Annotated in this window: 28 protein-coding genes, 1 rRNA gene and 1 other RNA gene; 18 read left to right on the forward strand and 12 right to left on the reverse strand. The window is 36.2% G+C overall.

Annotated elements, in window-relative coordinates; genetic code table 11:
• Positions 1 to 8: 8 nt before the first annotated feature.
• From PP182_RS14330 to PP182_RS14350, 5 genes are all read left to right on the forward strand, one after another.
• Positions 9 to 1,028 (forward strand): DUF368 domain-containing protein, encoded by a 1,020-nt coding sequence (locus tag PP182_RS14330; protein WP_272651955.1) that lies wholly within the window; start codon positions 9 to 11, stop codon positions 1,026 to 1,028.
• Positions 1,000 to 1,752 carry a shikimate dehydrogenase family protein gene (locus PP182_RS14335; protein WP_272651956.1) on the forward strand — a complete coding sequence of 251 codons (753 nt, stop codon included), beginning with the start codon at positions 1,000 to 1,002 and terminating at the stop codon, positions 1,750 to 1,752. Before PP182_RS14330 ends, PP182_RS14335 begins: the two co-directional genes overlap by 29 nt.
• A gap of 157 nt (positions 1,753 to 1,909) precedes the next feature.
• Positions 1,910 to 3,925, forward strand: a complete 2,016-nt coding sequence (locus tag PP182_RS14340; protein ID WP_272651957.1) for a DUF349 domain-containing protein — start codon at positions 1,910 to 1,912, stop codon at positions 3,923 to 3,925.
• An 86-nt stretch (positions 3,926 to 4,011) separates the two neighbouring features.
• Positions 4,012 to 4,536: a DUF3124 domain-containing protein gene (locus PP182_RS14345; RefSeq protein WP_272651958.1), complete on the forward strand. Its 525-nt coding sequence runs from the start codon at positions 4,012 to 4,014 to the stop codon at positions 4,534 to 4,536.
• A gap of 1 nt (position 4,537) precedes the next feature.
• Positions 4,538 to 4,903 (forward strand): hypothetical protein, encoded by a 366-nt coding sequence (locus PP182_RS14350; protein WP_272651959.1) that lies wholly within the window; start codon positions 4,538 to 4,540, stop codon positions 4,901 to 4,903.
• Positions 4,904 to 4,957: 54 nt separating this feature from the next.
• On the opposite strand, the gene rny is transcribed toward PP182_RS14350, so the two are convergent.
• From rny to PP182_RS14370, 4 genes are all read right to left on the reverse strand, one after another.
• On the reverse strand, positions 4,958 to 6,526 hold the full coding sequence (gene rny / locus PP182_RS14355) for a ribonuclease Y (protein WP_272651960.1): 1,569 nt from the start codon (positions 6,524 to 6,526) through the stop codon (positions 4,958 to 4,960).
• A 44-nt stretch (positions 6,527 to 6,570) separates the two neighbouring features.
• Positions 6,571 to 6,680: non-coding RNA, 6S RNA (gene ssrS / locus PP182_RS14360), on the reverse strand.
• 56 nt (positions 6,681 to 6,736) lie between these two features.
• The gene (locus tag PP182_RS14365) at positions 6,737 to 7,033 is read right to left on the reverse strand and encodes a cell division protein ZapA (protein ID WP_272651961.1); all 297 of its coding nucleotides are present in this window, start codon (positions 7,031 to 7,033) and stop codon (positions 6,737 to 6,739) included.
• A gap of 11 nt (positions 7,034 to 7,044) precedes the next feature.
• Positions 7,045 to 7,335, reverse strand: coding sequence for a hypothetical protein (locus tag PP182_RS14370; protein WP_272651962.1), 291 nt, complete (start codon positions 7,333 to 7,335; stop codon positions 7,045 to 7,047).
• A 192-nt stretch (positions 7,336 to 7,527) separates the two neighbouring features.
• Here PP182_RS14370 and PP182_RS14375 point away from each other — a divergent pair, with 192 nt between their 5' ends.
• Genes PP182_RS14375 through PP182_RS14385 form a run of 3 tightly spaced genes read left to right on the forward strand, consistent with a single transcriptional unit; the run spans position 7,528 to position 12,350 of the window.
• The gene (locus tag PP182_RS14375; RefSeq protein ID WP_272651963.1) at positions 7,528 to 9,219 is read left to right on the forward strand and encodes a M23 family metallopeptidase; all 1,692 of its coding nucleotides are present in this window, start codon (positions 7,528 to 7,530) and stop codon (positions 9,217 to 9,219) included.
• A 5-nt stretch (positions 9,220 to 9,224) separates the two neighbouring features.
• Entirely contained in the window at positions 9,225 to 11,690 is a 2,466-nt protein-coding gene (locus PP182_RS14380) for a TonB-dependent receptor (protein WP_272651964.1), read from the forward strand.
• Between the two features lie 6 nt (positions 11,691 to 11,696).
• Positions 11,697 to 12,350 (forward strand): hypothetical protein, encoded by a 654-nt coding sequence (locus tag PP182_RS14385; protein ID WP_272651965.1) that lies wholly within the window; start codon positions 11,697 to 11,699, stop codon positions 12,348 to 12,350.
• Between the two features lie 15 nt (positions 12,351 to 12,365).
• Here PP182_RS14385 and PP182_RS14390 read toward each other — a convergent pair whose 3' ends face one another.
• The gene (locus PP182_RS14390) at positions 12,366 to 13,514 is read right to left on the reverse strand and encodes a cysteine desulfurase family protein (RefSeq protein WP_272651966.1); all 1,149 of its coding nucleotides are present in this window, start codon (positions 13,512 to 13,514) and stop codon (positions 12,366 to 12,368) included.
• A 226-nt stretch (positions 13,515 to 13,740) separates the two neighbouring features.
• On the opposite strand from PP182_RS14390, the gene PP182_RS14395 reads away from it, so the two are divergent.
• Positions 13,741 to 14,244: a hypothetical protein gene (locus PP182_RS14395; protein ID WP_272651967.1), complete on the forward strand. Its 504-nt coding sequence runs from the start codon at positions 13,741 to 13,743 to the stop codon at positions 14,242 to 14,244.
• A 2-nt stretch (positions 14,245 to 14,246) separates the two neighbouring features.
• Here PP182_RS14395 and PP182_RS14400 read toward each other — a convergent pair whose 3' ends face one another.
• Positions 14,247 to 14,789: a Smr/MutS family protein gene (locus tag PP182_RS14400; RefSeq protein WP_272651968.1), complete on the reverse strand. Its 543-nt coding sequence runs from the start codon at positions 14,787 to 14,789 to the stop codon at positions 14,247 to 14,249.
• A gap of 104 nt (positions 14,790 to 14,893) precedes the next feature.
• On the opposite strand from PP182_RS14400, the gene PP182_RS14405 reads away from it, so the two are divergent.
• The 3 genes from PP182_RS14405 to PP182_RS14415 are packed head-to-tail and all read left to right on the forward strand — an operon-like array spanning position 14,894 to position 15,816.
• Complete coding sequence (locus PP182_RS14405; RefSeq protein ID WP_272651986.1) at positions 14,894 to 15,154, forward strand: DUF2752 domain-containing protein; 261 nt, start codon at positions 14,894 to 14,896, stop codon at positions 15,152 to 15,154.
• 18 nt (positions 15,155 to 15,172) lie between these two features.
• Positions 15,173 to 15,505, forward strand: coding sequence for a CCC motif membrane protein (locus PP182_RS14410; protein WP_272651969.1), 333 nt, complete (start codon positions 15,173 to 15,175; stop codon positions 15,503 to 15,505).
• Between the two features lie 5 nt (positions 15,506 to 15,510).
• Positions 15,511 to 15,816 carry a CCC motif membrane protein gene (locus PP182_RS14415; protein ID WP_272651970.1) on the forward strand — a complete coding sequence of 102 codons (306 nt, stop codon included), beginning with the start codon at positions 15,511 to 15,513 and terminating at the stop codon, positions 15,814 to 15,816.
• 53 nt (positions 15,817 to 15,869) lie between these two features.
• On the opposite strand, the gene rocD is transcribed toward PP182_RS14415, so the two are convergent.
• Positions 15,870 to 17,150 carry an ornithine--oxo-acid transaminase gene (gene rocD, locus PP182_RS14420; RefSeq protein WP_272651971.1) on the reverse strand — a complete coding sequence of 427 codons (1,281 nt, stop codon included), beginning with the start codon at positions 17,148 to 17,150 and terminating at the stop codon, positions 15,870 to 15,872.
• 234 nt (positions 17,151 to 17,384) lie between these two features.
• Between rocD and rlmD the strand changes: the two genes are divergently transcribed.
• Genes rlmD through PP182_RS14435 form a run of 3 tightly spaced genes read left to right on the forward strand, consistent with a single transcriptional unit; the run spans position 17,385 to position 20,050 of the window.
• Positions 17,385 to 18,797, forward strand: a complete 1,413-nt coding sequence (rlmD, locus tag PP182_RS14425) for a 23S rRNA (uracil(1939)-C(5))-methyltransferase RlmD (RefSeq protein WP_272651972.1) — start codon at positions 17,385 to 17,387, stop codon at positions 18,795 to 18,797.
• A gap of 1 nt (position 18,798) precedes the next feature.
• Entirely contained in the window at positions 18,799 to 19,305 is a 507-nt protein-coding gene (locus PP182_RS14430; RefSeq protein WP_272651973.1) for a DUF6452 family protein, read from the forward strand.
• A gap of 22 nt (positions 19,306 to 19,327) precedes the next feature.
• A complete protein-coding gene (locus PP182_RS14435; protein ID WP_330097998.1) occupies positions 19,328 to 20,050 on the forward strand; it encodes a DUF6048 family protein in 723 nt (240 codons plus the stop codon).
• Here PP182_RS14435 and PP182_RS14440 read toward each other — a convergent pair whose 3' ends face one another.
• Positions 20,051 to 20,281, reverse strand: a complete 231-nt coding sequence (locus PP182_RS14440; RefSeq protein ID WP_272651975.1) for a hypothetical protein — start codon at positions 20,279 to 20,281, stop codon at positions 20,051 to 20,053. It lies immediately after the preceding gene.
• Positions 20,282 to 20,290: 9 nt separating this feature from the next.
• A complete protein-coding gene (locus tag PP182_RS14445; protein WP_272651976.1) occupies positions 20,291 to 21,451 on the reverse strand; it encodes a THUMP domain-containing class I SAM-dependent RNA methyltransferase in 1,161 nt (386 codons plus the stop codon).
• Between the two features lie 91 nt (positions 21,452 to 21,542).
• Here PP182_RS14445 and PP182_RS14450 point away from each other — a divergent pair, with 91 nt between their 5' ends.
• Complete coding sequence (locus PP182_RS14450) at positions 21,543 to 22,214, forward strand: ZIP family metal transporter (RefSeq protein ID WP_272651977.1); 672 nt, start codon at positions 21,543 to 21,545, stop codon at positions 22,212 to 22,214.
• Entirely contained in the window at positions 22,214 to 22,639 is a 426-nt protein-coding gene (locus PP182_RS14455; protein ID WP_272651978.1) for a DUF4268 domain-containing protein, read from the forward strand. Before PP182_RS14450 ends, PP182_RS14455 begins: the two co-directional genes overlap by 1 nt.
• Before the next feature lie 35 nt (positions 22,640 to 22,674).
• Here PP182_RS14455 and PP182_RS14460 read toward each other — a convergent pair whose 3' ends face one another.
• Positions 22,675 to 23,493: an SDR family oxidoreductase gene (locus tag PP182_RS14460; RefSeq protein WP_272651979.1), complete on the reverse strand. Its 819-nt coding sequence runs from the start codon at positions 23,491 to 23,493 to the stop codon at positions 22,675 to 22,677.
• Between the two features lie 208 nt (positions 23,494 to 23,701).
• On the opposite strand from PP182_RS14460, the gene PP182_RS14465 reads away from it, so the two are divergent.
• The gene (locus PP182_RS14465; protein ID WP_272651980.1) at positions 23,702 to 24,616 is read left to right on the forward strand and encodes a ThuA domain-containing protein; all 915 of its coding nucleotides are present in this window, start codon (positions 23,702 to 23,704) and stop codon (positions 24,614 to 24,616) included.
• Positions 24,617 to 24,750: 134 nt separating this feature from the next.
• Here the strand turns inward: PP182_RS14465 and trhA are convergent, their stop codons facing one another.
• Positions 24,751 to 25,392, reverse strand: coding sequence for a PAQR family membrane homeostasis protein TrhA (gene trhA, locus PP182_RS14470; protein ID WP_330097999.1), 642 nt, complete (start codon positions 25,390 to 25,392; stop codon positions 24,751 to 24,753).
• 91 nt (positions 25,393 to 25,483) lie between these two features.
• Positions 25,484 to 25,595 (reverse strand): 5S ribosomal RNA (gene rrf, locus PP182_RS14475).
• Positions 25,596 to 25,765: the final 170 nt, after the last annotated feature.

The raw sequence follows: 25,765 nt of genomic DNA on the forward strand, positions 1-25,765 counted from the left end.
GGTCCCAAATGAACGATTCTAGAACTTTAACGGATAAACTATTTTTAATAGTTAAAGGATTGTGCATGGGTGCTGCCAACAAGGTGCCGGGGGTTTCTGGTGGAATTGTAGCTTTTGTAGCTGGTTTTTACGAGGAGTTTATTTATTCTCTGCAGAAAGTCAATTTAAAAGCTTTTAAGCTACTAATAAATGGTAGGTTAAAGAGTTTTTTTAGGTATGTCAACGGTACCTTTCTTACACTATTAATTTTTGGAATGCTGGTCAGCTATTTTAGCGTTTCTAAGGTGCTAGACTATTTTCTGGTCAAAAAAGAATTGTTCGTATGGTCCGCTTTTTTTGGTATGATTCTAGGTTCCATATATTACATTGGAAAAGACTTTGGACACTGGACAAAAAAAACAATTCCTTCTGCAATTTTAGGTTTGTCGGTAGGTGTTGCCATAAGCTTTTTGAGTCCTGCAAAAGAGAACGACAACTTACTTTTTATATTTTTTTGTGGAATGATTAGCGTTTCCGGAATGACCTTGCCAGGACTTTCAGGTTCCTTCATACTTATTTTGTTAGGCAATTATGTTTTACTATTGGTAGACTCCGTAAATGCCTTGTATGATACTTTCTCCGAACTTATAGTCGGTGACTTCAGTTTTACTTCTAATAGTGAACGATTAAGAACCTTAAAAATACTGGCTGTTTTTACTCTAGGTTCTGCAACCGGCCTGGTTACTTTATCCCATATCCTTAGTTATGTTCTAAAACACTACAAGCATATTTCAACAGCTGTTATATTGGGCTTTATAACAGGATCTCTAGGAGTAGTTTGGCCTTGGAAAGAAACTGTTTACAAAAGGGATATGACCGGAAATATTCTTTTGGATACAAATGGAAAAGAGATTATTGTGAATTATGAACGCTATCTCCCAAATCTATCATTTTCGGAAACGTGGTGGGCCTTCTTTTTTATAGTTTTTGGAATTAGTATTTTACTACTTTTAGATTGGTATGGAAAAAACAGAAAAAGAGTTGCATAAATTTGGTTTGATAGGTAGAAATATATCCTATTCATTTTCTAGAGGTTACTTCGCAAAAAAATTTGATCAATTAGGACTAGATGATCATAGTTATGTAAATTTCGATATTCCGTCAATCGATGAATTTAAAAACCTAATTTCAAATACTGAAAACCTCAAAGGATTAAATGTCACCATTCCGTACAAACAGGAAGTAATACCTTTCTTAGATGAATTAGATTCCGCCGCTGCCAAAATAGGAGCAGTGAACACAATAAAAATAGAAGGCAATAATTTAAAAGGCTATAATACAGATGCCTATGGTTTTCATAAATCACTGGAACCCTTACTAAAAACTCATCACAAAAAAGCTCTTGTCCTTGGAACGGGTGGTGCTTCCAAAGCCATTACATATGTGTTAAATAACTTGGGCATAGTAAGTACCTTGGTCTCTAGATCCTCAATGTTAAATGGACTCACCTATGATCAATTAACGAAAAATGTTATTGAAAATCATCTTTTAATCATTAATTGCACGCCTCTAGGAACATACCCGGAAACCGATAAAAAGCCCAATATACCCTACCAACATATAGGGCAAAATCATCTTTTTTTTGATTTGATATATAATCCAGAAAAAACTACTTTTTTAAGAATGGGAGAAGAAAGGGGAGCCACTATTTTAAATGGATATAAAATGCTAGAATTTCAAGCTGAGAAAGCTTGGGAAATCTGGAACGAGTAATATACTTCATTTAAAAACCCCAATTAATACTAAAATTTTAAGTACTCATTGAGTCTCAAATTTTGAAAAATGAGATATCAAAGCTCCTAAAAAGAAATCCTATATACTTTGCAGTTATTTAGCTTGTCACTATCTTGTAAACACCTAATTTTGGAAGATGTCTGAAGAAAGCGATAAAAAAACACAAGAAACCAAAGTAGCCGAAGAAAACAACGAAACCGTTAAAGTTGAAGAATCCGCTAAAGTGGAAAGTCCGATTGAGGAGGAAAAGGTTGATGAGGAGGTCATTAAGAGTGCGGATGACAAAACAAAAGACCAAAAGGAAGAGAGTGTTTTAGACGAAATTGATGAGAGTAATGCCGAGGATGCCGAGGATACAGAAACTCAGAAAAGACATGAAATTCCTTTTTTAGATTATCATTCCATTTCCATGGAAAACCTCGTCGGGGAGCTTCAAAAACTGGTTCGTAATGAAAAAGTCCAGGCCATTAAAAAGCATGTCGATTCCATCAGGGACGAGTTCAATCTAAAATTTCAAGAGTTTATTGAACAAAAGAAAGAGGATTTTGTATCCAATGGTGGTAACGAAATAGATTTTAGATATAACTCGGTTACCAAAAGACAGTTTAACGAAGTTTACTCCGACTATCGAGAAAAAAGAAATCAGCACTACAAAAATCTCGAAAAGAGCCACAAAGAAAATTTGGCATACCGTCTAGAACTCATAGAAAACCTAAAAGGTCTTGTAAATGTGGAGGAAGACATGAATACCACGTACAAGAGTTTTAAAGAAATTCAGGAAAACTGGCGCAATGCAGGACCTATTCCACGAGCCGAATACAATAACGTTTGGCGTACGTATCATCACCACATCGAAATATTCTATGATTTTCTTCACCTAAATAGAGAGCTTAGAGATTTAGATTTTAAACACAATCTGGAAGAAAAGTTAAAACTTGTGGAGCGGGCAGAAGCATTGGCCGTAGAACCTGATTTAAATAGGGCCTTTAGGGAACTACAGGCGCTTCATAAAATTTGGAAGGAAGAAATAGGGCCAGTTGGAAAAGAACATAGGGAGGAAATTTGGGAACGTTTCAGTAATGCCACTAAAGCTATTCATGAGAGAAGGCAGGAATATTTTAAGGAGTTGGATAAACTGAGTGAAAAAAATCTTGAAAGAAAAAATGAAATAATTAAAGAAATAGTTAAACTGTCAGAAAATGTAGCCAATAATCATAGAGCTATCCAAAAGCAGATTAAACACTTAGAAGAGCTAAGAGAGTTATTTTTCAAAGCTGGTAAAGTTCCCCAAAAGGATAACGAAAAAACTTGGAGTGCATTTAAAAATGCGGTCAGGTCATTTAATAGAAGTAAAAACGCTTTTTATAAAAACCTAAAAAAGGACCAACAGGAAAACCTGGACAAAAAAAGGGCGTTATTGGATGTTGCAGTTTCCTTGAAGGATAGTGAAGATTTTGATACCGCAACCAATGAAATGAAGCGGATACAAAGCGAGTGGAAAAAAATTGGACATGTTCCCAGAAAGTATTCCGATAAACTTTGGAAAGAGTTTAAAGATGCCTGTAACCATTATTTTGACAGACTACACGCTTCCAAAAACGATTCCTATAAGGAGGAACTAGAAAATCTGAACAAAAAGGAAACTATTCTTAATAGATTAAAGGAATTTAAACTCAGTGGTAAAAAGGATAGCGACACAAAAAATATCCAGAAATTTTTGGAAGAATGGAAGGTTATCGGTCATGTGCCGTTTAAGCAAAAAAACATCAATCAGAAATTTCATAAAATAATAGATGCGCTGTTCAATAAGCTAAATATTAGCCCACAGGAATCTGAGTTGTTAAAATATGGGAATAAAATTCAAAAGCTAAAACAAGAAGAAAACCAAGAAAGGGCAATTTATAAAGAACGTAGCTTCATAAAAAAGAAGATTGAAGAAAGTAAAAATGAAATTAGACAGTTGGAAAACAACCTTCAATTTTTTTCCGATGACTCTGAAAGTAACCCTCTGGTAAAAGATGTAATCAATAGAGTAGAACAACACAAAGAGGCCCTGGACTCCTGGAAAACGAAGTTAAAAAAACTAAATATTCTAAAGAATAATCTAGAAAAGGAAGTAGAGGAAAGTACGGATAACACCGAAGAGGAATAATAGAAACCGATAGAGTTACAATTAACAACATTTTTTACAAATCCAGTATTTAGCAACAGCATATTTTAAGACTTAAAAACAAAACTATGAAAAGTACCGTTTTGAATAGTTTATTGCTCTTGTTTTCTATGCTTTTTATTAATTGCAATTTCAATGACAAGAAGTCTGACGAACCACTATCCAAAATAGATTGGAGCAATAAGGAGACACAACTTACCGAAAAGGACTCTCTTACGATGGGAACGTCATATCTATCCGTTTATTCACAAATTTATAGTTACACAGAACATACTTCCATTGATTTGACGGCGACCGTTAGCATTAGAAACACAAATGCTAATGCCAAAACCTATTTATTGAAAGCTGATTATTTCGACACTCATGGAAACAAAATTCATTCTTATGTAAACAGACCTATTGCCCTTTCGGAGTTGGAAACGCTTGAAATAGTAATTGCCGAATTTGATAAAAAGGGTGGAACGGGGGCGAACTTTATTTTTGAATGGGCGGTAGCGCCAGAAAGCACAAAACCAATATTTGAGGCGGTAATGATTTCTACCTATGGTCAACAAGGCCTCTCTTTTACCACGCAAGGTCATCAAATAAAATAAGTTGAGGGAAATAGTCGCTTCTATTTTATTTGTTATCACCGTGTTAAATCCCGGAAGAACAGTCCTATTTGGTTTGGAAATAAGTCCGTATAAAAATAAAAGCAGCCTATATTCTCCAAATATATCTACTGATCAAAATTCGTATAAAAAAGAAGCGTTCCAGGTTTTAGTACAAAAATGCAATGTTTGTCATTTAACCAAGAAAAGAGTTGAAAATTTTACCTTGGAAAATATGGATAGTCTTGCAACGGATATTAACAAACAAGTATTCATTAAAAAGAAAATGCCAAAAGGGAAAAAGATTACACTTACAAAGTCAGAAAAAGAATCTTTAACCTTGTGGCTTAATCAAGTCCTTATCAAATAAAAAGGAGACTATAAAAGCCTCCTTCCTACTCTTCTATCTAAGCGATGTGTAATATTATTTCGCAACGTTTACAGCTCTTGTTTCCCGTATAACCGTAACCTTTACCTGTCCTGGATAGGTCATATCCGTTTGTATTTTTTGTGAAATTTCAAAGGAAAGCTGTGCCGCTTTATCATCGTTCACTTTTTCACTCTCCACAATAACCCTTAGCTCCCTACCTGCTTGGATTGCATATGCCTTTTGAACTCCACCGAATCCGAATGCTATTTCTTCTAAATCCTTTAAGCGTTGAATATAGGAGTCCAACACTTGTCTCCTTGCTCCTGGACGAGCACCACTAATGGCATCACAAACCTGCACAATTGGTGATATTAAGGTCTTCATTTCTATTTCATCATGGTGTGCACCGATAGCATTACATACCTCCGGTTTCTCTCCGTATTTCTCAGCCCACTGCATACCTAAAATTGCATGGGGTGTTTCTACCTCAGCCTCCGTATTTGGAACTTTACCAATGTCGTGCAAAAGACCGGCCCTTTTGGCTATTTTTGGATTCAATCCTAATTCTGATGCCATTACTCCACAAAGTTTAGCTACTTCACGGGAGTGCTGCAATAGGTTTTGTCCATAGGAAGAACGATATTTCATTCTACCAACGGCTTTAATTAATTCTGGATGAAGGCCATGGATACCTAAATCGATTACCGTCCTTTTTCCAATCTCTACAATTTCTGCCTCAATTTGTTTTTCGGTTTTCTTAACAATTTCCTCAATTCTAGCAGGATGTATTCTACCATCTGTGACCAATTTATGCAAAGACAATCTCGCTACCTCCCTTCTAACGGAGTCGAAGCAAGACAAGATAATGGCCTCAGGCGTATCATCAACAATAATTTCCACTCCGGTAGCAGATTCCAAGGCTCTAATGTTTCTTCCTTCCCTACCTATGATTCGTCCTTTGACGTCATCGGACTCAATATTAAAAACCGAAACACAGTTTTCAACGGCCTCCTCGGTACCAATTCTTTGAATGGTATTGATTACTATTTTCCTAGCTTCCTGTTGCGCCGTAAGCTTTGCTTCTTCAAGAGTAGTTTGTATGTAGCCCATTGCATCAGTCTTGGCCGTATCCCTAAGACTTTCTATCAATTGACTTTTGGCTTCCTCCGCGGATAGGCCAGAAATAACTTCTAACTGTTGTACTTGACTATTATGAAGCTTATCAACCTCTGATTGTTTCTTTTCAAAAAACTCTCTTTTATGCTCAACCTCTTTAATCTTGCCCTCAAGTTGGGAATTTAGCTGTTTATTTTTGGCAAGCTCACTGCTAACTTGAGACTCTTTATCCCTTGTTCTTTTTTCTGCCTCCCCAATCTTTTTATCCTTTCCTATGATTACCTTCTCGTGTTCTGCCTTTAATTCTAGGAATTTTTCTTTTGCCTGTAGTATTTTATCTTTCTTTATACTCTCACCCTCCACTTTGGCCTCTTTCAAAATTTGTGCGGCATCTTTTTTTGCATTTGCAATTGTTTTGGAGGCCTTACCCTTTTCCATAAACTTGGCGATGGCAAATCCGATGGCCAAACCAACGATACCAGCTATTATAATCATTGTACTATCCATAGTTTCATATTTAAAAAAAAGCCCACATTGGAGAAGTTTTGTACAAACTCCTATAAACAGGTTTAGGGCTAACAGACTGATCAAGGATCCTTATACTAGTAAGGCTTGCTTTTACAACCTAAACTCACCCTTTTTAAACTAATTAGTGTTGAGTTCGTCAAAAGATAATACCAATGTGGGCAGTAACTTAATGTATTTATAAGAACGTTTTTATTTTGAAGCAAGCTGTAAATTCACCAATTCCGAAAGCGCTTTTAAACGCTCCTCGGCTTCTTTGGTTCCTTCAGTCTGTTCAATGCCTTTCTGCTCTATTTTCGAAGCAAACTGCAAGGCGCACATAGCCAATACATCCTGTTTGTCCCTTACAGCATAATTCTGCTCAAATTTCTTGGCCAAATGTTCTATATTTTTGGCCGCCTTTCTTAAACCCTCTTCCTGGCTTGGGTCTATAGTCAAAGGATAAACCCTATCCGCAATTGAGAGCTTTATTTTGAGCTTTTCCGACATATTAGTTTACATTATTCCGAAAGTTGCGCTATACAATAATCCAACTCCCTTATCAATGTATTTATTTTAAGCTTAGCTTCAGTTTTGTTTGTATTACTGCCAAGCATTGAATTTGCTAGTTTGAGCGAATTATATTTTTCCTCCCATTCCGACACAGTTTTCTGTGCGTTTACCTGATTGGATTTAATATGATTTAATTCATCTTCCAACGTCCTATTAGCCTTGTCTAAAACCTCCAACCTATGAAGCAACTTACTAATTTTATTCTCTAAGGAATCAACGATTTGAATTAATTCGCTCATACAAAAATTCGATGCGATTTACACAAAGTTAACATTCGTTTGCAGACTTAGCAATACTTTTCAAAAATATTCTTTCAAGTACTTTGCCATTATCCGTAAACACGAGAGCTTAATCAATTTGAGCATTTTAGACATAATCAATTTTCATGGATTGATACCTATTATTTACTTTCGTACTAACTTAACACTGCTATGAGGAAAATTACGGTTGCCCTACTACTTATATTTTCAGTTTCCATTTTTGCGCAAGAGAAGTATCCACAAGATTACTTCAGGTCCCCATTGGATATTCCTATTATTTTAGCGGGTACATTTGGCGAGTTACGTTCTAATCACTTTCACGCAGGTATAGATATAAAAACGCAACAAAGGGAGGGACTTCCTGTTTATGGCATAGCCGAAGGCACTATTACCAGAATCAAAGTATCACTATGGGGCTACGGCAAGGTAATTTATATTGCACATCCTAATGGCTATACTTCCGTGTACGGACATCTTCAGAAATTTTCTCCCAGAATAGAGGAATACATTAAAAAGCTTCAATACAGTAAGAAGTCTTATGAAGTGGAGGTGTTCCCAAACTACGGGGAACTTAAAATTGAAAAAGGAGAGCTTATCGCATATAGCGGAAACACTGGTGGCTCGGCTGGGCCTCACCTTCATTTTGAAATTAGAAGCAGTATTTCCGAAAAGCCCACAAACCCCTTACTTTATGGTATCGATGTAGCGGATGCTACAAACCCTACACTTGAAAAACTTTTTGTCTACCCCTTATCGGAAAGTTCTCGAGTAAACCAAAGCGCAGAAAAAATTCAAGTTAATTTTAGTCGGCAGGCGGATGGTTCCTACCTGGCGGATAAGGTCAACGCTCTAGGCAAAATTGGAATCGGGTTCGTCGGTTACGACAGACTGGATTTGGCTGCGAACAAAAATGGGATTTATGAGGTATCACTCACTGTAAACGGTAAGACCTATAGTTCCTATGATTTTGAATCCTTTTCCTTCGGGGAAACCAGATATATAAATACACTGATAGATTATAATTATTTTGGAAGGTATAGACAAAGAATTCAAAAATTGTTCAAATCTCCAGGGAACTATCTCAGTATTTACGATGAACTTTATAACAATGGAATAATTGAAGTAAGGGAGGGGCTTAGCTATAACCTTCAATTGGTCATAAAAGATTTAATGGGTAATGACGTCAAGCTGGATATACCTGTAGAAGGAAAGGCGGAAGAAGTGAAGATTCAAAAAGAGGACGATAGGACCGATAATTATATAATCGCTAAAAAACCCAACAATTTCGATTTGGGCGGAGCCAAGGTTTACTTCCCGGAAAATACTTTCTATGAAGATTTTTATATCGATTTAAAAAAGGGACAAGATACCGTAACCATACATAGAAATACCGTTCCTGCCCATCGTAACTTCACGATTACCTTTGACGTTGATAAATATAGCGAGGAGGACAGGGAACAACTGTTCATAGCTAGATTGGACGATGAATTAAACCCAAGTCACTTAAGCACCTATAAACGGGGAAATACGTTTACGGCGAGGACTAGGAACTTAGGAACATATACCTTAGCCAAGGATACCCTATCACCGACCATTAGAACCAAGAATTTTAAGGAACAGCAATGGTTGAATAATTACAGGTACTTAAGTGTTTTTATTTCAGATGACCTAAGTGGTGTTAATACGTACTCTGCTACACTGAACGGTGAATGGATTCTTATGGAATATGAACCCAAAAGAAATACGCTTACCTACAATTTTGATGATAAGATTTTAGATAAAAAGCAATGTGTTCTGGAAGTTACCGTTACTGATAATGTAGGCAATACCAGTGTGTTGACCACATCCTTTTATAGAAAATAAAATCTTTGAAGCTTAGAAAGTTTTTTTATTTCTTAATCTTATTGTGTTGCTCTATAGGAGTAGCCCAAACCGCGACAGTAACAGGGATAGTTTTGGACGAGGATGAAAATCCTATTTCCAATGTAGGTATTAGGTCAGGGGATTTAGGCACCTATACCGATGACTCCGGATTTTACCTTCTAGAAATTGTCGCGGATGTAAAAGCTAACCTAACTTTTTCCCACATAGGCCATCAAAAAGTAGTTCTCGAGAACCTAATACTTAATACCAACGAGACATTTGAATTTCATCCAATTCTAAAATCAGATGCCATCCAAGTAGACGAGGTTACCGTAACGTCTAGCGGTAATAAAGAATCAGTGGAAATCTTATCCATATCACCAGAACAAATAAGAAAAATACCTGGAGCCAATGCCGGCGTTGAAAATATATTGAAGTTATTACCAGGTGTAACCTCCAACAATGAGTTAAGCACGCAATATTCAGTGCGCGGCGGGAACTATGATGAAAATTTGGTCTACATCAATGAGATTGAGGTTTATCGCCCTTTTTTAATTCGTTCCGCACAACAAGAAGGTCTGAGTTTTGTGAATAGTGACTTGGTGCAAGATGTAAAGTTCTCTCCCGGAGGTTTTCAGGCCAAGTATGGTGATAAGCTATCATCCGTACTTGATATCAAATACAAAATCCCAACTGCATTTTCCCTAAAGGGAGATTTTAGTTTTTTAGGTGCCAAAGTATCCATGGATACACGCTCTAAAAACAACAGGTTTAGCAGTACAACTGGATTTCGATACAGAAACAATTCACTTTTATTGAATAGCTTACAGACGCAAGGCAATCTGAATCCATCATTTACAGATGTTCAGAGTTTTATAACCTATCAGTTTTCTAACAAATTCAACCTGAATGTATTAGGAAACTTGTCCATAAATAATTACAAAAATGAGCCACGACGAAGACAGACGAATTTTGGCACATTGGATTCGCCCCAAGCACTAACCATATTTTATGAAGGCAAGGAGGCAAACAGATACTCGACAGCATTTGGAGCAATTAAAGGCAATTATTTTCTTAATGATAATATCGTCCTAAAACTCATCTCCTCAATGTATCACACTACCGAAGAGGAATACTCAGATATCATCGCGAGCTACGAATTAGGTGAAGTGGTTAGCAACCTAGGCAGCGAAGAATTTGGCGAACCTACCAACTCAAGGGGCATCGGCTCACAGTTTAATCGGGCGAGAAATGATTTGGATGCTTTAATTTTTAATCTTGGCCATAAAGGAATATATCAAAAAGACAAAACACAAATAGAATGGGGTCTAAAATATACTCATGAGGATATTCGAGACCAGCTTAGGGAGTCAGAATTTATTGACTCCCTAGGTTTTTCGGTCAGACCGCCAGGAAATGAATTTGTTAACAATCAACCAGAAACTCCTTTTGAAGCGCCTCTCGAGGCATATCAAAGTTTAAGTGCAACCAATTTTGTAAAAACAAATCGATTTTCTGGATTTGCTCAATTGGCAACCCAAACCAAATGGAGTGAAAATTCATTTTACTATAATCTAGGAATTCGCTCACAACATTGGACCGTTAGCGGAAAGGGTATAGAAAAAGTATCTCACACTGTAGTAAGTCCAAGGGCACAAGTCGCTTTTAAACCGGATTGGAAAAAGGATATGTTGTTCAGAATTGCCACAGGGCTCTACCATCAGCCACCCTTTTACAGAGAGCTAAGGGATAGTACCGGGACCATAAATCCAAATGTAAAAGCACAGAAATCTTTTCATGTTGTGGTAGGGAACGAATATAGCTTCATACTTTGGGAAAGACCTTTTTCCCTGACCAGTGAGGCCTATTTTAAAAAATTGACCAATGTTAATCCTTATACACTTGAGGATGTTAGAATACGATATAGTGCAAACAATATCGCCGAAGCTTATGTATACGGAGCGGAATTTAGAATGAACGGTGCCTTTGTTCCAGGTACGGAATCTTGGGTAAGTGTCGGTTACTTACAAACAAAGGAAAATAGGAGTAACAGAGGTTATATTTCTAGACCTACCGATCAACGGTTGAAATTAGGTATACTTTTTCAGGATTATATTCCTAACATTCCTGAATTTAAGATGTACTTAAATTTAGTATACTCCACAGGGGTGCCGGGAGGTTCTCCAAGTTATGCGGACCCGTATATATTTCAGAATAGATTAAGAGATTATAAACGTGCAGATTTAGGAATTTCCTATATTTTTGCAGATAAGAACAAGACCTTTAATGAGAATCATTGGTTAAGCTCTTTTAAAGAATTAAGTGTTGGTTTTGAAATTTTTAATCTATTCAATAATCAAAATTCCATAACAAACACGTGGGTTAGAGATGTAGATAGCAAGAACGAATACGCAGTGCCTAACTATCTTACCTCTAGGGTTCTTAACTTAAGACTTCAAATGAGATTGTAGTATAAAATGCAGAAAGTTATCCTTTATTTTTTTCTTTTGGGCACCTTAACCTTAAGCGCCCAAAAAAATATTTATGAAAACGCCCAATTTGATGAATTGAGTGATGATCATAGAGTTTTGGCCATTTTACCTTTTTTGACAAACTTGGATTTAAAGAACATGGCGAATGAAGATGACTTGAAGTCATTGGAAGAAAAGGAAGGCTATGCCGTACAGGATGCCTTAGAAACCTATTTTTCCAAAAGAAAGAAAAAAAAGAAATTTCCCGTAAATTTTCAAAATATAAAGGACACCAAAGCAATATTGGCACAGAATGATATCGATTACAGCAATATCGATGTTTTTACCACAAAACAGCTCAGTGAAATTTTGGGCGTAGACGGTATTATCAGTGGTACGTTAGATTTGAATGTTCTATTATCCAAAGGAGTTTCCACCGATTTTAGTATAACGGATTATTTCTCAGGTAATGCAAATTATGGAAGAATAGGTGTTAAGATAAGTGATGGTGATACCGGAAAGCTACTTTGGAAGTATGAAAAGGAAATCAATAAAAAGACCGGAAAAAATACAACCGACCTTATTGACAGAATGATGAAACTTGCCATAAGGAAATTTCCTTATGAAAGGGAACGCAAAAAGGATAGAAAAAATAACTGAGAAAATATCTCCGGGCTACTTTAAAGTAAAATCCTTTAGAACTTCTACGGTAAAATCTATATCTTCCTTTGTATTGTACTTTGAAAAAGAAAATCGAAGTGAAGGTTTATTGAAGTCTTCTTCTTGCAGAATTTCGTTTAGTACGTGAGATCCCTTATCACTTCCAGATTGGCAGGCACTTCCTTTTGAACAAGCAATACCTTTAATGTCCAAATGAAATAATAACATCAGGCCCTTTTCCGGGGTAACGGGCAAACAAACATTTGCAAGTGTATAGGTGCTATTTTCCATATCACCAGATAATCCATTGAATTTGGCATCAGGAATTTCAGCTTTTACCTTAGCGATAAAATATTTTTTTAACCCCTTCACATATTCCTGTTCTTCATCTAAATTATCATAGGCCAATACAAAAGCTTCTTCCAGGCCTACAATATTATGGAAGGACTCCGTTCCAGCTCTAAAACCACGCTCTTGAGATCCACCGGATATCATACACTTAAGTCCGGAGTTCTTTTTAATAAATGCAAAGCCAATTCCTTTTGGACCATGAAATTTGTGAGCCGCAGCGGCCAAAAAATCCACTGGCACTTCCTTTACGTCCCAATGATAATGACCTATGGATTGCACAGAATCGGAATGAAATAACGCACCATGCTCCTTTACCAAGTTGGCAATGGAGGCAATATCCAGTTTATTACCTATTTCATTATTAATATGCATAAGGCTTACCAATTTTTTGGAGTCGTCCTTTTCCAATAATTCTTTTAGATGAATTCTATCTGGATTCCCATCAGCGTCTAGTTGAACATACCAAAGGTTAATGAGTCCAGATTGTTCCAACTCCTCCACAGTATGCAAAACGGCATGATGTTCTATTTTCGTAGTAATAATGGTCTGTACTCCCAAATCCTTGACAGCACCTCTTAAAATCATATTATCGGCCTCTGTACCTCCAGAGGTAAATATTATCTCAGATGGTTGTGCATTGAGGTATTTGGCGATAGTTTTTCTGGCACTCTCTATGGCTGTTTTTGCCGTCCGACCAAAACTATGTGTAGAAGAAGGGTTTCCATAATTTTTGGTCAAGGCCTCCTGCATTTTCGTGATTACCTCTTCTCTTACTTGTGTGGTCGCAGCATTATCAAGATAAACATGTTTCATTTCTGGTGCAGTAATTTTAGAGAGAGCAAAAATAATTGAATTTAAGTTAATTTACGCTTAAATGGCCGTAAAGCTGTCAACCCATATCCAATAATTAATTTAAATTTGAACTATCTAAGGAGTCCTAAATATTCTTGAATAACTTCAAAACGGTTATGGTTAACTTGCATTGAGTTACTAATCTTTTTAGAACCATTGCTTTGTTGAGGTTTGTAAAAATAAATTAATGAAGAAATATATTGCTAGTGCGATTTGCGTTCTATTTTTATCTTGCGACGATGGAGATTTAGAAATAGAAACATTAGATTTTGACAGTATTACCTCCGTTCAAAGTTGTGGCGAAGTTTCTTCTACAGCCTCTAATGTTTTGTTTAAGATAAACGGGGATGAAGCGCTCATTTTAGAATTACCGAATGGAGCCATAGCTAATGAAGTAACTTTGGAAGACATAGCGGTAAATGTGAATGAATCCGGTTCTGTTATCTACAGAATATTTTCAGGTGATGTATCCAACAGTTATTTCTGTGACGATGTACCACCCGTAGAACCTATAGTAGCGGAGGAGATAAGCGCTGAGGACGGTATTATTTACATTACTACTACCGCTACGGATTCAGTCACCTTTGAGCACACTATACGTCTAAGTGGCATTTCGTTAATCACCGGTAACGATAGCAGGATAACGGATTTAAGAATAAATGAATTTGGTACGATTACAACAAGCCTATAGCTTCAATAGTTTTGAAAAATATAAACTTCCGTAGCCCCAAGTCCATATTTTTGATAGTCGGCATCGTAATATTTTACATTCTCGTATTTCCTGAATAAATAATAAAGTTCCTCTTTAAGGACACCGGCCCCTATGCCATGGATAAAAACGACTTTTTGTATTCGTTTGCGCATGGCAAAATCCAACTGACGTTTTGCGGTTTCTAATTGTAGATTAAGCATATCGAAATTACTCATTCCCTTTGGGTTGGTAACCAATTGGTTGATGTGTAAATCCACCTCCATTTTAGGCTGATTTCTTTCCTTAGGTTTTATGGTTCTTTTAGGTTTCTTTTTAGGTAGTTCCTTTTCTTTTTTTACTTGGGCCACCTCAAAGTTACTAACCTTAATATCACCGGTCATCTTAAGCAACTCACTTTCTTGAAATTGCATTGGGAATCCATCATCGGTTATTATAGTTATCAAGGAGCCCTCAATTTTAGTAACCTCTCCTTTGATTATATCATCAACAGCTTCCACCTTATCCCCTATTTTAAAATCAGCCATAAATTTGTTTTAATTACCCAAAAATAATGGTAATTTTCAGCTTGCGAATTATAATTACTATGCATCTTTCGGCTATATTTTATATTATAAGTATTGAAAAGTATATGCTTCCTTGTTTTACAAAACAAATATTTGGGGTAGATTGTCCTGGATGCGGGTTACAGCGATCTGCCTTATTTTTATTCAAAGGAGAATTTGTTGAGGCTTTTAAAATGTATCCCGCCATATATCCAATGATAATCTTATTTTCTTTTTTAGTATTTGGAAAAACACTTAAATTAAAATATTCCAACGTCATCACCAACGTGTTAATGGTAACCACTGTAGGTGTCATATTGATTAATTACGTACTTAAATTTAAATAACCAAACCTTTTAAAAATTATGGAACAACAAAAATTACCCAATGTTACTATTGTAATCGTATTATCCATTTTAGGATTTATATGCTGCTGTTTTGCTGGTCTTCCGGGAGTTCTTTTTGGCGGAATTGCTTTATTTCTCGCCTTAAAGGACGAAAAATTGTATAAGGAAAATCCTGAAAATTACTCTAACTACAGTACTTTAAAAACTGCCAAGACTATATCTATAGTTGTACTTGCTTTAGGAGCAATTTACTTATTATGGTCTATCTACTCAATCATGTCCATGGGAGGTTGGGATGCATATATGGAACAATCCCGGGATATGATGGAACAATGGGGAATTGAAGAGTAATTAAAATGAATACACAACCATTACCAGGAGCTAGCAATGCCCTTACATTTGGCATATTATCAATAGTATTGACTATATTTTGTTGTGGCCCTTTTGGTGCCATATTCAGTTTTATTGGTCTTAGCAGTGCTAAAAAGGCAGAGAATATCTTCAATACGGACATGAACAATAGTTATAGCGGTTATGAAAATGCAAAAACGGGAAGAATACTTTCTTATATAGGTTTGGGTCTTGCCCTAATCTATCTCATTTTCACCATTATATACTTCGGGGCCATTGTAGCCTTGATAATGTCTTCTGGAGAATTCTAGAAATTGGAATCGATAAGTAAATAAAAATCCCCAGGAACACCCTGGGGATTTTTTTATTTTTCAAAATTTTTCAATGTTGTAATAATAATGGTAACACACTCCATTAATTGTTCCTTGGTCATAACCAATGGTGGGGCAAACCGTATAATGTTTCCATGAGTTGGTTTTGCCAGCAATCCATTTTCCTTAAGTGCCATACAAATATCCCACGCAGTTGAACTCTCTTCGGTATCGTTTATTAAAATAGCATTTAATAGGCCCTTTCCCCTAACTGAGTTCACCAAATCACAATTGGGGATAAATTCATTCAAACGAGAACGAAACAATTCACCCAATTCCTGTGCATTTTCGGCCAAGCGTTCATCCTTTATAACCTTCAGGGCCGCCATACCTACTGTTGCGGCAATCGGATTCCCACCAAATGTACTCCCGTGATTACCAGGGCGAATTACATTCATTATTTCATTGTTCGCCAAAACAGCAGAAACAGGATATGCACCTCCAGAAAGTGCTTTGCCTAAAATTAAAATATCCGGTTTTACCTCTGGCGTGCCGCTGCAATGTTTGTCTGCACACGAGCAATTTCCGCAAGTAGCCAAAAGTCGACCCGTACGGGCTATTCCTGTTTGAACTTCATCGGCAATAAACAATACATTGTACTTCTCACAAAGTGCTTTTGCCTCCTTTAGGTAACCCTCTGAAGGTACATAAACACCAGCCTCACCTTGTATGGGTTCTACCAAAAAGCCACCCACGTTTTTATTATTTTTCAGAGCTACTTCCAACGCTGTCAGGTTATCATATTCAATTTTTATAAAACCTTCAGTATACGGCCCAAAGTTCTTTCGGGCTACTGGGTCATTGGAAAATGAAATAATAGTAGTAGTCCTGCCGTGAAAATTATTCTCACAAACAATTATTTCTGCCTCATTCTCTGGAATATTTTTCTTTTCATAGGCCCATTTTCTACATATTTTTAAAGCAGTTTCTACAGCCTCAGCACCTGTATTCATGGGTAGGAGTTTATCAAAACCAAAAGTCTCGGTGGCATACTTCTCAAACGCACCTAGTTTATCATTATAAAAGGCCCTTGATGTTAGGGTTAACGTTTGAGCCTGTCCCGTCATTGCGCCAACTATTTTTGGGTGGCAATGACCTTGATTTACTGCGGAATAGGCAGAAAGAAAATCAAAATATTGGTTTCCTTCCACATCCCAAACGTAAACACCATCGCCTTTACTTAGTACTACAGGTAATGGGTGATAATTGTGGGCTCCGTACTTATTTTCCAAAGCCATAGCGTCTTCAGAACTGATGTTTTCTAAAACTGACATGATAAAAATTACTTTAAATAAAACTTTAGCAATTCCTTCTGTACCTTTTTCCTTTCGAAATCCCGATGGCCATCGGGACGAAAATTCAGCGTAGGAGAGAAATCATCCTTGTAGAGCTTCAAAAGTACAAATAATAGGGATCATTTTAAAGCAACTCCGTAAGAGGTTAAAATCCCATGTTAATACTATCCATATCCTTCATAACAATCCAAAGAAACCTGTTATTTTTGCCGCATGCGAAAAAAGAACAAGAGAATCGTTTTTGAAAATGTTGAAGTAGTAGATGCCGGTGCAAAAGGAAAAACCGTTGGTAAGGCACCGGACGGTAGGGTTGTTTTTTTAACCAATGCCGTACCCGGCGATGTGGTGGATGTTCAAACGCATAAAAAAAGAAAAAACTATTTTGAGGGAACGGCCATTAACTTTCACACCCTATCCAAAAAGCGTACAACTCCTGAATGTCAACATTTTGGTGTTTGTGGTGGTTGTAAATGGCAAAACATGGGCTACGAGCATCAGTTATACTACAAACAAAAAGAGGTCGAAAACAATCTGAGGAGAATTGGTCATTTGGAACTACCCGAGTTACATCCCATTTTAGGTTCTAAAGATCAATATTTTTACAGAAATAAAATGGAGTTTTCATTTTCTGATAGTAGATGGCTCACACTAGAGGAAATAAAATCCGAAGAAGAAATAGCAAATAAAAATGCTTTGGGTTTTCATATTCCTGGTATGTGGGACAAAATACTCGACATAAAAAAATGTCACCTTCAGCGTGACCCTTCCAACGCCATACGATTGGAAACCAAAAACTTTGCCATTGAAAATGGACTTACTTTCTTTAATCCACGAAACCAATACGGATTGCTACGTACCTTAATGATCAGAACGTCCTCAACAGGAGAGCTTATGGTCCTCATACAATTCTTTGAGAATGACAAAACAAAGAGAGAACTACTTTTAAACCATTTGAAATCGGTATTTCCTGAAATAACTTCTTTGCTTTATGTAATCAACTCAAAACAAAATGATACGATATACGACCAAGAAGTGGTATGTTTTTCCGGCAGGGATCATATTTTTGAAGAGATGGAGGGGCTTCAGTTCAAAATAACAGCCAAATCCTTCTATCAAACCAACTCGGAGCAAGCTTATGAACTTTATAAGATTACCAGGGATTTTGCTATGCTTACGAGAGATGAACTGGTTTATGATCTGTACACGGGTACAGGAACCATAGCCCAATTTGTCTCTAAAAACGCCAAGAGAGTTATTGGAATAGAATCGGTTCCAGACGCCATTTTAGATGCCAAGGCCAACGCAGAAAGAAATAAAATTGATAATGTGGATTTCTTTGTTGGAGATATGAAGAATGTTTTTAATAACAATTTTATTAGTCAACACGGAACCCCGGATGTTATCATAACCGACCCTCCAAGGGATGGCATGCACAAAGATGTAGTGCAGCAAATTCTAAATATAGCTCCCAAACGTGTAGTCTATGTAAGCTGTAATAGTGCAACACAGGCAAGGGACCTGGAGATGATGAAAGACACTTACAATGTGGTTAAAGTGCAGCCCGTAGATATGTTTCCGCAAACACACCACGTTGAAAATGTTGTACTTTTGGAAAAGAAAAAATAGCATGAACAAAATTCATTGGGTCTGTTTAAGCCTATTTGCCATAATTGTAATATCCTCTTGTGAAAAGGATGATATTTGTGTGGAAGGTGATACACCCCTACTAGTATTGGAGTTTTATAATGTTTCCGATACCTCTGCCACCAAAGATGTAACCAGCTTAAGAATTGTAGGTGAGGGACAGAATATTACTATAAATACGTTCACCGATAGAACTAACGTAAGCAGTGTAAACATTCCATTAAAAACGGAAAACGATGAGACTACCTTTTACCTTATTTCAAATTCAGCTACTAATGACGATGGTCAAGAAACCGGAAATATAGATACCCTAACCTTCAATTATAATCGAATAGAGGATTTTATATCTCGTGCTTGTGGTTTTGTTATAAACTACGATAATTTAACTACCGACTTGCAGTCAGGATCCGGAAATTGGATAGCGGATATTGAAGTACTTAGGGCCAGCGTAACAAATTCAGATTCTACCCATGTTAAGATATTTCACTAGGATTCTTTTACTTTTTAGTGCAATGTCAATAGTTGCACAGAGTAAACCCATTGACACAAAACCCAAGGATACCGTTGAGTATAGACAATCCTATGGCCTTAGAGCAGGAATTGATCTAAGTAGGCCTATTATTTCTTCCTTGAATGATAATTATTCAGGTTTTGAGTTGGTTGCTGATTATAGGTTGACACAAAATTTATATATAGCTGCCGAATTAGGTGCAGAAGACAAAACAAAACAAGAAGATCTGTACAACTTTACAACAAATGGAAGTTATATAAAAGTGGGTGTTGACAATAACACATATGCCAACTGGTATGGGGAGCAGAATTCAATTTTTTATGGTGGGCGTTTCGCATTCAGTAGTTTTAGTCAGACCTTAAATAATTACCAATATTTTAATAGCAATAGATACTGGAATCCAGAATCTTTTGCAGAAGGTTCCAATGTGTCCCAGGAGTTTTCTGGGCGTTCCGCTGCCTGGGTGGAAGCAATATTTGGTACTAAAGTGGAACTTTTCGCCAATATATTCTTAGGGGCCAGTGTAAGGTTAGGTATTTTAGTTTCCAATTCTGATGGTGGTGATGACCGTTTTCCAAACCTTTGGATACCAGGGTTTAATAAAGTAACGGATGGAAGCCGATTTGGTGTGGGCTATAACTATTCCATATCTTACTTTTTACCTTTGTATAAAAAGAAGAAAAAAGTTGAAAAAGAAATTGAGGAGTTAGAAAACCAACAATAGCTATAATTCCTTTACATCCTTTAAAAAAATCCACTTCATCATTAATTTTTTTGAACTATTCACTTGGGCTACAGCGAACTTTGGGGCAAGTAACATGGCTATTAAGGCAGATGTAATAGCATAATAAAAAGGTTTAACTTCTAGCAAATAGACCAAACCAAACCGAGCTATCAAGAAAATTATGGCAAAACCTAAAAAATTATATAGAAGTGCTTTATGTTTTAATTTCATAACTGTGCATTAATTATTTTTGTGTTTAGCCTTTTTACTGCCCTCATAAATCTCATATTTAACCAATCTTGATTCCAAATGGCTATTGAAGACTTTTATCTTTCTAGATGGTCTTAGGCCAACAAATTTTAAGGCGTCCAAATTTGAGGTAATCAACCAAGCATTGGTTCCAGGGTAACCTTGTTTTAGAGTATCACCTATGGAGCCATAAAAATCCTGCATATCAATATCCAAGCGCTCGCCATAGGGTGGATTAAAACACATATGCAAGGGACCTTCCGTTTCTTTTTCAGTTTTAAAGAAGTTCTCTCGTCTCACCGCAATATATTCGGAAAGATTTGCATTTTCAATATTATCAATAGCTTTTCTTACGGCCGAAGGGGCTTTATCTAACCCTGTAATCTTATGATGAAATTCCCTTGTTTTCTTTAAACTGGCATCCACTATTTTTTCATAAAGTTCCTCATCAAAATCAGGCCATTTTTCAAATGCAAAACCTTTTCTATTTATATTGGCCGGTATATTACAGGCAATCATGGCGGCCTCTGTCAGCATAGTACCGCTACCACACATTGGATCTAAAAAATCACACTGTCCATCCCAACCGCTCATTAACAAAAGGCCAGCTGCCAATACCTCATTTATCGGGGCAATGTTGGTAGCTATTCTGTAACCTCTATGATGCAATGATGCGCCCGAACTATCCAAGGATACATTACAATTGTTCTGATGTATATGTATATTGATTCGTAAATCCGGATTTTTTACATCCACATTGGGACGTTTTCCATCCGTTTCACGGAACTTATCTACAATGGCATCTTTTGTTTTTTGTGAAACATAAAGTGAATGGGTAAAATTATCCGAGAAAACAGTAGCGTCTATTGCAAAGGTATCATCAACGGATAAGTATTCGGTCCAGTCTAGATTGTAGATTTTACGATACAGGTCATTTTCGTTGGAAACCAGAAAAGAGTTTATGGGTTTTATAATTTTGATGGCGGTTCTTAAACTTAAGTTGGCTTTGTACATAAACCCAGTATCACCATCGAAGGTAACGTTACGAACTCCCTCCTGTACATTTCCCGCTCCTAAATTTCTTAATTCCTTCGCCAATATTTCCTCAAAACCAAAAAGTGTTTTGGCTATCATCTTAAAATTATTCCCCATAAACTATGTTTAACATACTGCAAAAATACGTTAATTTTGATGTAGCATGGATTTTATACCGCGCAATTCAAATACTAATAGCAACCACCAAATGATTTATTTACTGCCTATTCTTGGGGTATTGTTGAGTTTTATTTTCGTGTACTTCACCAAACCCAAGAAAAAAGACCGGTTTAAGTTATTGTTGGCCTTTAGTGGCGCTTTCCTTTTAGCACTTACCATTTTTGAATTATTACCAGAGGTCTATGAACATTCAAATGCCAGGAGTATTGGCATTTTTATTATGCTTGGTATACTATTACAGATTTTTTTAGAGTTCTTTTCAAAAGGTGCCGAACATGGACATGTTCATTTATCTTACGAAAACAATACCTTTCCTTGGTTGCTATTTGGAAGCCTATCCATCCATTCCTTGTTGGAGGGTATTCCCTTATCTGAAAATACCGGTATAGTATATGGCATCCTAATTCATAAAATTGCTATAGCAATTATACTCAGCATCTTCCTATTAGGTACAAAACTAAGGCCCATAATCTCAGGGTTTTTCATACTTCTATTCTCGCTAATGACCCCTTTAGGAACATATTTAGCCACCCATTTTAGTTTTGTAAAAGATAACTTGGTCCAATTAAATGCTATAGTAATAGGCGTGTTGTTGCACATTTCAACAGTCATACTTTTTGAAAGTTCCGAAGGACATAAATTTAATCTCAGAAAATTAATCGTGATTACTTTGGGAATAACCATAGCCTACTTTCTCTAATGTTCAGTAAAGAGGAATCACGAAAACTCCGGGAAGAATTCTGGATTTCCTTTGGAAAATCTTATCCACGCAAATGGATACTTTACAAGACCAAAATCAAAGGTCTTAGCTTCAAATTTCATTTTACGACCAAAAAAGCAATGGTATCCATGGACATAGATGGTGATTTGGAACAGCGAATATTGATTTGGGAAAAACTATTGTCCCTTAAATCGACATTAGAACAAGATTTTCTTCCGAAAGCTATTTTTGAAGAATACTATATACTAGAAAATCAAAAGGAAATTTCTAGAATTCATGTAGACCTTAACGACGTTTCCATCCATAATAAAACTACTTGGCTTCAAACTATGGCGTTTTTGAATGAAAAAATGATTAAGGTCGAAGAATTTTTTATAGCCTATAAAGATATTCTTCAACCCTAAGCGAATTCTAGGAATAAGATTCTTTCTTATTATTATTATACCCCTGAAAAAGAGTTAAAACCGCCATCTACGTCATAACAGACACCAGTTACAAAACTAGATGCATCACTTAGTAAGTAATGAACCATCCCATTAAGTTCCGAAGCATCACCAAATCTGGCCATAGGAGTATTATTTATTATTTTATTGCCTCGATCCGTGAACGAACCATCGTCATTTGTCAATAAACTTCTATTTTGATTTCCTATAAAAAACCCCGGTGCAATAGCATTGACCCTAATTTTGCCCGTGAATTTAGAGGCCATTTCATTGGCCATCCATTGGGTAAAAGTATCGACACCAGCCTTTGCCATTGAATATCCCAACACTCTTGATATAGCCTGCTTGGAAGCCATGGAGGATATGTTAATAATGGATCCATAGCCTTGCCTAGCCATTATTCCGCTTAATACAATTGTAGGTATTACGGTGCCGAAGAGATTAATATCCAATACCTTTTGTGTATCTGATAGTGCTATATCATAAATATTTTGATTAGCACTTAATGTGGCTCCCGGAATGTTACCCCCTGCAAGATTAACTAAACCATCTAGTGCGTCGAATTGAAGTGCGATTTCTTCTCTTACCTCGTTTAATGCTTCTTCATTTAAAACATCCACCTCATAGGTATACGTACTATCCTTAGAAATAGCATCCAGCTCATTTTTTTTATCCCTTAACTTCTTAGTAGACCTACCGAGTAAAATTACTTTGGCATTTTGCTCTACAAGATATTTGGCAATAGAACCACCCAAGGTTCCCGTACCACCAGAGAGTGCGAAAATCTTATCTTTTAATGAAAACAAATCACTCATAAATACTATAGTATTGAATATTTAGATTATACCTAATTTGATGACTTTAAAGACTCCACTTGTAATATGTCCATAGTCTAGAAAGAGCTAAAAATAATATTTTAGAGACTTTTTTATACTATCACAACCGGACTTATTCAAGAAATTAAATTTAATTACATTAGCAAAAATCAATTATTTTAAAAAGAAATTGAATATAAAAGAATTTATGAAACCCTATTTATATTTAGCCTGCCTATTGATTTCTATTTTCACTGGACATTCCCAAGACTTAAAACCATTTGAACTAACGGATGAATGGACCAATTCAATAGTCTCAAAACTACCTAACGATTATCCCAAACTTGAAGTAAAGAAAAATATCTTAATTTTTTCCCTGTTTACAGGTTTTGATCATTGGACAGTGCCGCATACAGAAGCTGTTATCGAAGGAATTGCTGAAAGAAGCGGAAACTTTAAAATTACAACCTCCAATGATATTGAAATGTTTAATGAAGAAAATATATTGGAGTTTGACGCTATAATCTTAAATAACAATTGCTCGCAGAGGGATAATAGAAATATTTTCTTCGATGTTTTTAAAGAGGATGAGTCGATAGCTACTGACGAAGCTTGGTCCAAAGCCGAACAATATGAAAAAAGACTTTTAGATTATATCCGCAAAGGAAATGGATTGGTTGTTCTACACGGAGGGATTACCATGCTGAACAAGTCAAAACAGTTTAGTGAAATGATGGGAGGAAGCTTTGACTATCATCCAAAACAGCAAGTTATTCAAGTGAAACTTACAGATAAGAAACATACACTTTTAAAAGGTTTTAAAGGTAAAGGTTTCGAGCATATAGACGAGCCCTATTTTTTTGATAATGCCTACTTTAACTATGATTTTAAACCCTTACTATATATGGAGGCAGATAAAATAGAAGGAAAAAATAAGGAGATCGAAGAAAATATTCAGTACTTGGCATGGATAAAAAAATATGGCAAAGGTAGGGTGTTCTACGCTTCGCCTTCACATAATCCCCAGAGTTATGAAAATCCAGGTTTATTATCCTTTTTCTTGAATGGAATTTTGTATGCTACGGGTGGTTTGCAATGTGATGATAGTTCCTTAAAGTTATAAAAGTACCCCTTCACTACTTAATCTATCTTGATGTATTTAATCCTCTAAGGGGACAAAATACCATTATACCTTTTATTTATAAAAGTTTTTGTGCTCTTGAACACCATTATCATCTAAATGCGAATGGGAAGTTGTTAGACTACATCCAAATAAATAAAAAACCAATGACAAATTGCCCCTGCCAATACAAACAAGTGCCAAATAAAGTGATTATATCTGATTTTTTCAATAGCATAAAATAAAATTCCAACAGTATAGAATAGTCCTCCCAAGAACAAAAGAAACACACCAATAGTAGTCGTATTGTTCATCAAATTTTCAAAGTCAAAAATAATTAACCAGCCCATTCCTAAATAAAGAAATAGGGATATATACTCATAGCGACCGGTGAAAAATAATTTAAGTAAAGTACCTAAGGCTGCAATAAACCAAACAATGTAAAATATGAACCATCCATTTCCATTAAGTAGAGTTATTAAAGCTACAGGTGTATAGGTACCGGCAATTAAATAATAAATATTAATGTGATCTAAAATTCTAAGCTTTCTTTTATAGTGTTCACTTAATACAATATGGTATGCACTCGATACCGAGAACATAGAAACCAATGTTACACTATATATTATAAGGCTAAGGCCTGCATATTCCGATTTATTTGTATTTACATTTAAAAGTATAATGAAACCTATAATTGAGAAAAGTGTTCCGACTATGTGTGAAACTGTATTATAGATTTCTTCTTTAGGTAAACTGGAATTCTCCATTGCTGGAATCAAAAATATGTATTTATCTGGGCGTATAGAACTACGTCTAACATAGACATTATAAAATAAAAAAAGCCCCTTACCTAACGGTAAGGGGCTTCGAGGAAGGCGGCTACCTACTCTCCCACTTGGTATAGCAGTACCATCGGCGCAAACGGTCTTAACTTCCCTGTTCGGAATGGTAAGGGGTGTGCCCCGTCGCCATGGCCACCTAAATCTTCAATGTTTTAATACGGATACTGAGCGTAGCCGAAGTATGACATAATAATGGAACAGGTACCTTAAAAAAAGGAAGCACGATGCTTTTGCAAAGAGGAAAGAAAGTTTAGAAAAAAGGAGTGCTCCCTCCCGTCCAAGGACGGGAAGGGGCGTTATGCGCAAGCCT

Source organism: Maribacter sp. PR1, from assembly GCF_028464145.1.
Classification (GTDB): Bacteria; Bacteroidota; Bacteroidia; order Flavobacteriales; family Flavobacteriaceae; genus Maribacter.

Coding starts and splice junctions, on each gene's coding strand:
- PP182_RS14330 (WP_272651955.1), top strand. CDS start 9: ATGAACGATTCTAGAACTTTAACGGATAAACTATTTTTAATAGTTAAA.
- PP182_RS14335 (WP_272651956.1), top strand. CDS start 1,000: ATGGAAAAAACAGAAAAAGAGTTGCATAAATTTGGTTTGATAGGTAGA.
- PP182_RS14340 (WP_272651957.1), top strand. CDS start 1,910: ATGTCTGAAGAAAGCGATAAAAAAACACAAGAAACCAAAGTAGCCGAA.
- PP182_RS14345 (WP_272651958.1), top strand. CDS start 4,012: ATGAAAAGTACCGTTTTGAATAGTTTATTGCTCTTGTTTTCTATGCTT.
- rny (WP_272651960.1), bottom strand. CDS start 6,526: ATGGATAGTACAATGATTATAATAGCTGGTATCGTTGGTTTGGCCATC.
- PP182_RS14365 (WP_272651961.1), bottom strand. CDS start 7,033: ATGTCGGAAAAGCTCAAAATAAAGCTCTCAATTGCGGATAGGGTTTAT.
- PP182_RS14370 (WP_272651962.1), bottom strand. CDS start 7,335: ATGAGCGAATTAATTCAAATCGTTGATTCCTTAGAGAATAAAATTAGT.
- PP182_RS14375 (WP_272651963.1), top strand. CDS start 7,528: ATGAGGAAAATTACGGTTGCCCTACTACTTATATTTTCAGTTTCCATT.
- PP182_RS14385 (WP_272651965.1), top strand. CDS start 11,697: ATGCAGAAAGTTATCCTTTATTTTTTTCTTTTGGGCACCTTAACCTTA.
- PP182_RS14390 (WP_272651966.1), bottom strand. CDS start 13,514: ATGAAACATGTTTATCTTGATAATGCTGCGACCACACAAGTAAGAGAA.
- PP182_RS14395 (WP_272651967.1), top strand. CDS start 13,741: ATGAAGAAATATATTGCTAGTGCGATTTGCGTTCTATTTTTATCTTGC.
- PP182_RS14400 (WP_272651968.1), bottom strand. CDS start 14,789: ATGGCTGATTTTAAAATAGGGGATAAGGTGGAAGCTGTTGATGATATA.
- PP182_RS14405 (WP_272651986.1), top strand. CDS start 14,894: ATGCTTCCTTGTTTTACAAAACAAATATTTGGGGTAGATTGTCCTGGA.
- PP182_RS14410 (WP_272651969.1), top strand. CDS start 15,173: ATGGAACAACAAAAATTACCCAATGTTACTATTGTAATCGTATTATCC.
- PP182_RS14415 (WP_272651970.1), top strand. CDS start 15,511: ATGAATACACAACCATTACCAGGAGCTAGCAATGCCCTTACATTTGGC.
- rocD (WP_272651971.1), bottom strand. CDS start 17,150: ATGTCAGTTTTAGAAAACATCAGTTCTGAAGACGCTATGGCTTTGGAA.
- rlmD (WP_272651972.1), top strand. CDS start 17,385: ATGCGAAAAAAGAACAAGAGAATCGTTTTTGAAAATGTTGAAGTAGTA.
- PP182_RS14430 (WP_272651973.1), top strand. CDS start 18,799: ATGAACAAAATTCATTGGGTCTGTTTAAGCCTATTTGCCATAATTGTA.
- PP182_RS14435 (WP_330097998.1), top strand. CDS start 19,328: ATGTCAATAGTTGCACAGAGTAAACCCATTGACACAAAACCCAAGGAT.
- PP182_RS14440 (WP_272651975.1), bottom strand. CDS start 20,281: ATGAAATTAAAACATAAAGCACTTCTATATAATTTTTTAGGTTTTGCC.
- PP182_RS14445 (WP_272651976.1), bottom strand. CDS start 21,451: ATGGGGAATAATTTTAAGATGATAGCCAAAACACTTTTTGGTTTTGAG.
- PP182_RS14450 (WP_272651977.1), top strand. CDS start 21,543: ATGATTTATTTACTGCCTATTCTTGGGGTATTGTTGAGTTTTATTTTC.
- PP182_RS14455 (WP_272651978.1), top strand. CDS start 22,214: ATGTTCAGTAAAGAGGAATCACGAAAACTCCGGGAAGAATTCTGGATT.
- PP182_RS14460 (WP_272651979.1), bottom strand. CDS start 23,493: ATGAGTGATTTGTTTTCATTAAAAGATAAGATTTTCGCACTCTCTGGT.
- PP182_RS14465 (WP_272651980.1), top strand. CDS start 23,702: ATGAAACCCTATTTATATTTAGCCTGCCTATTGATTTCTATTTTCACT.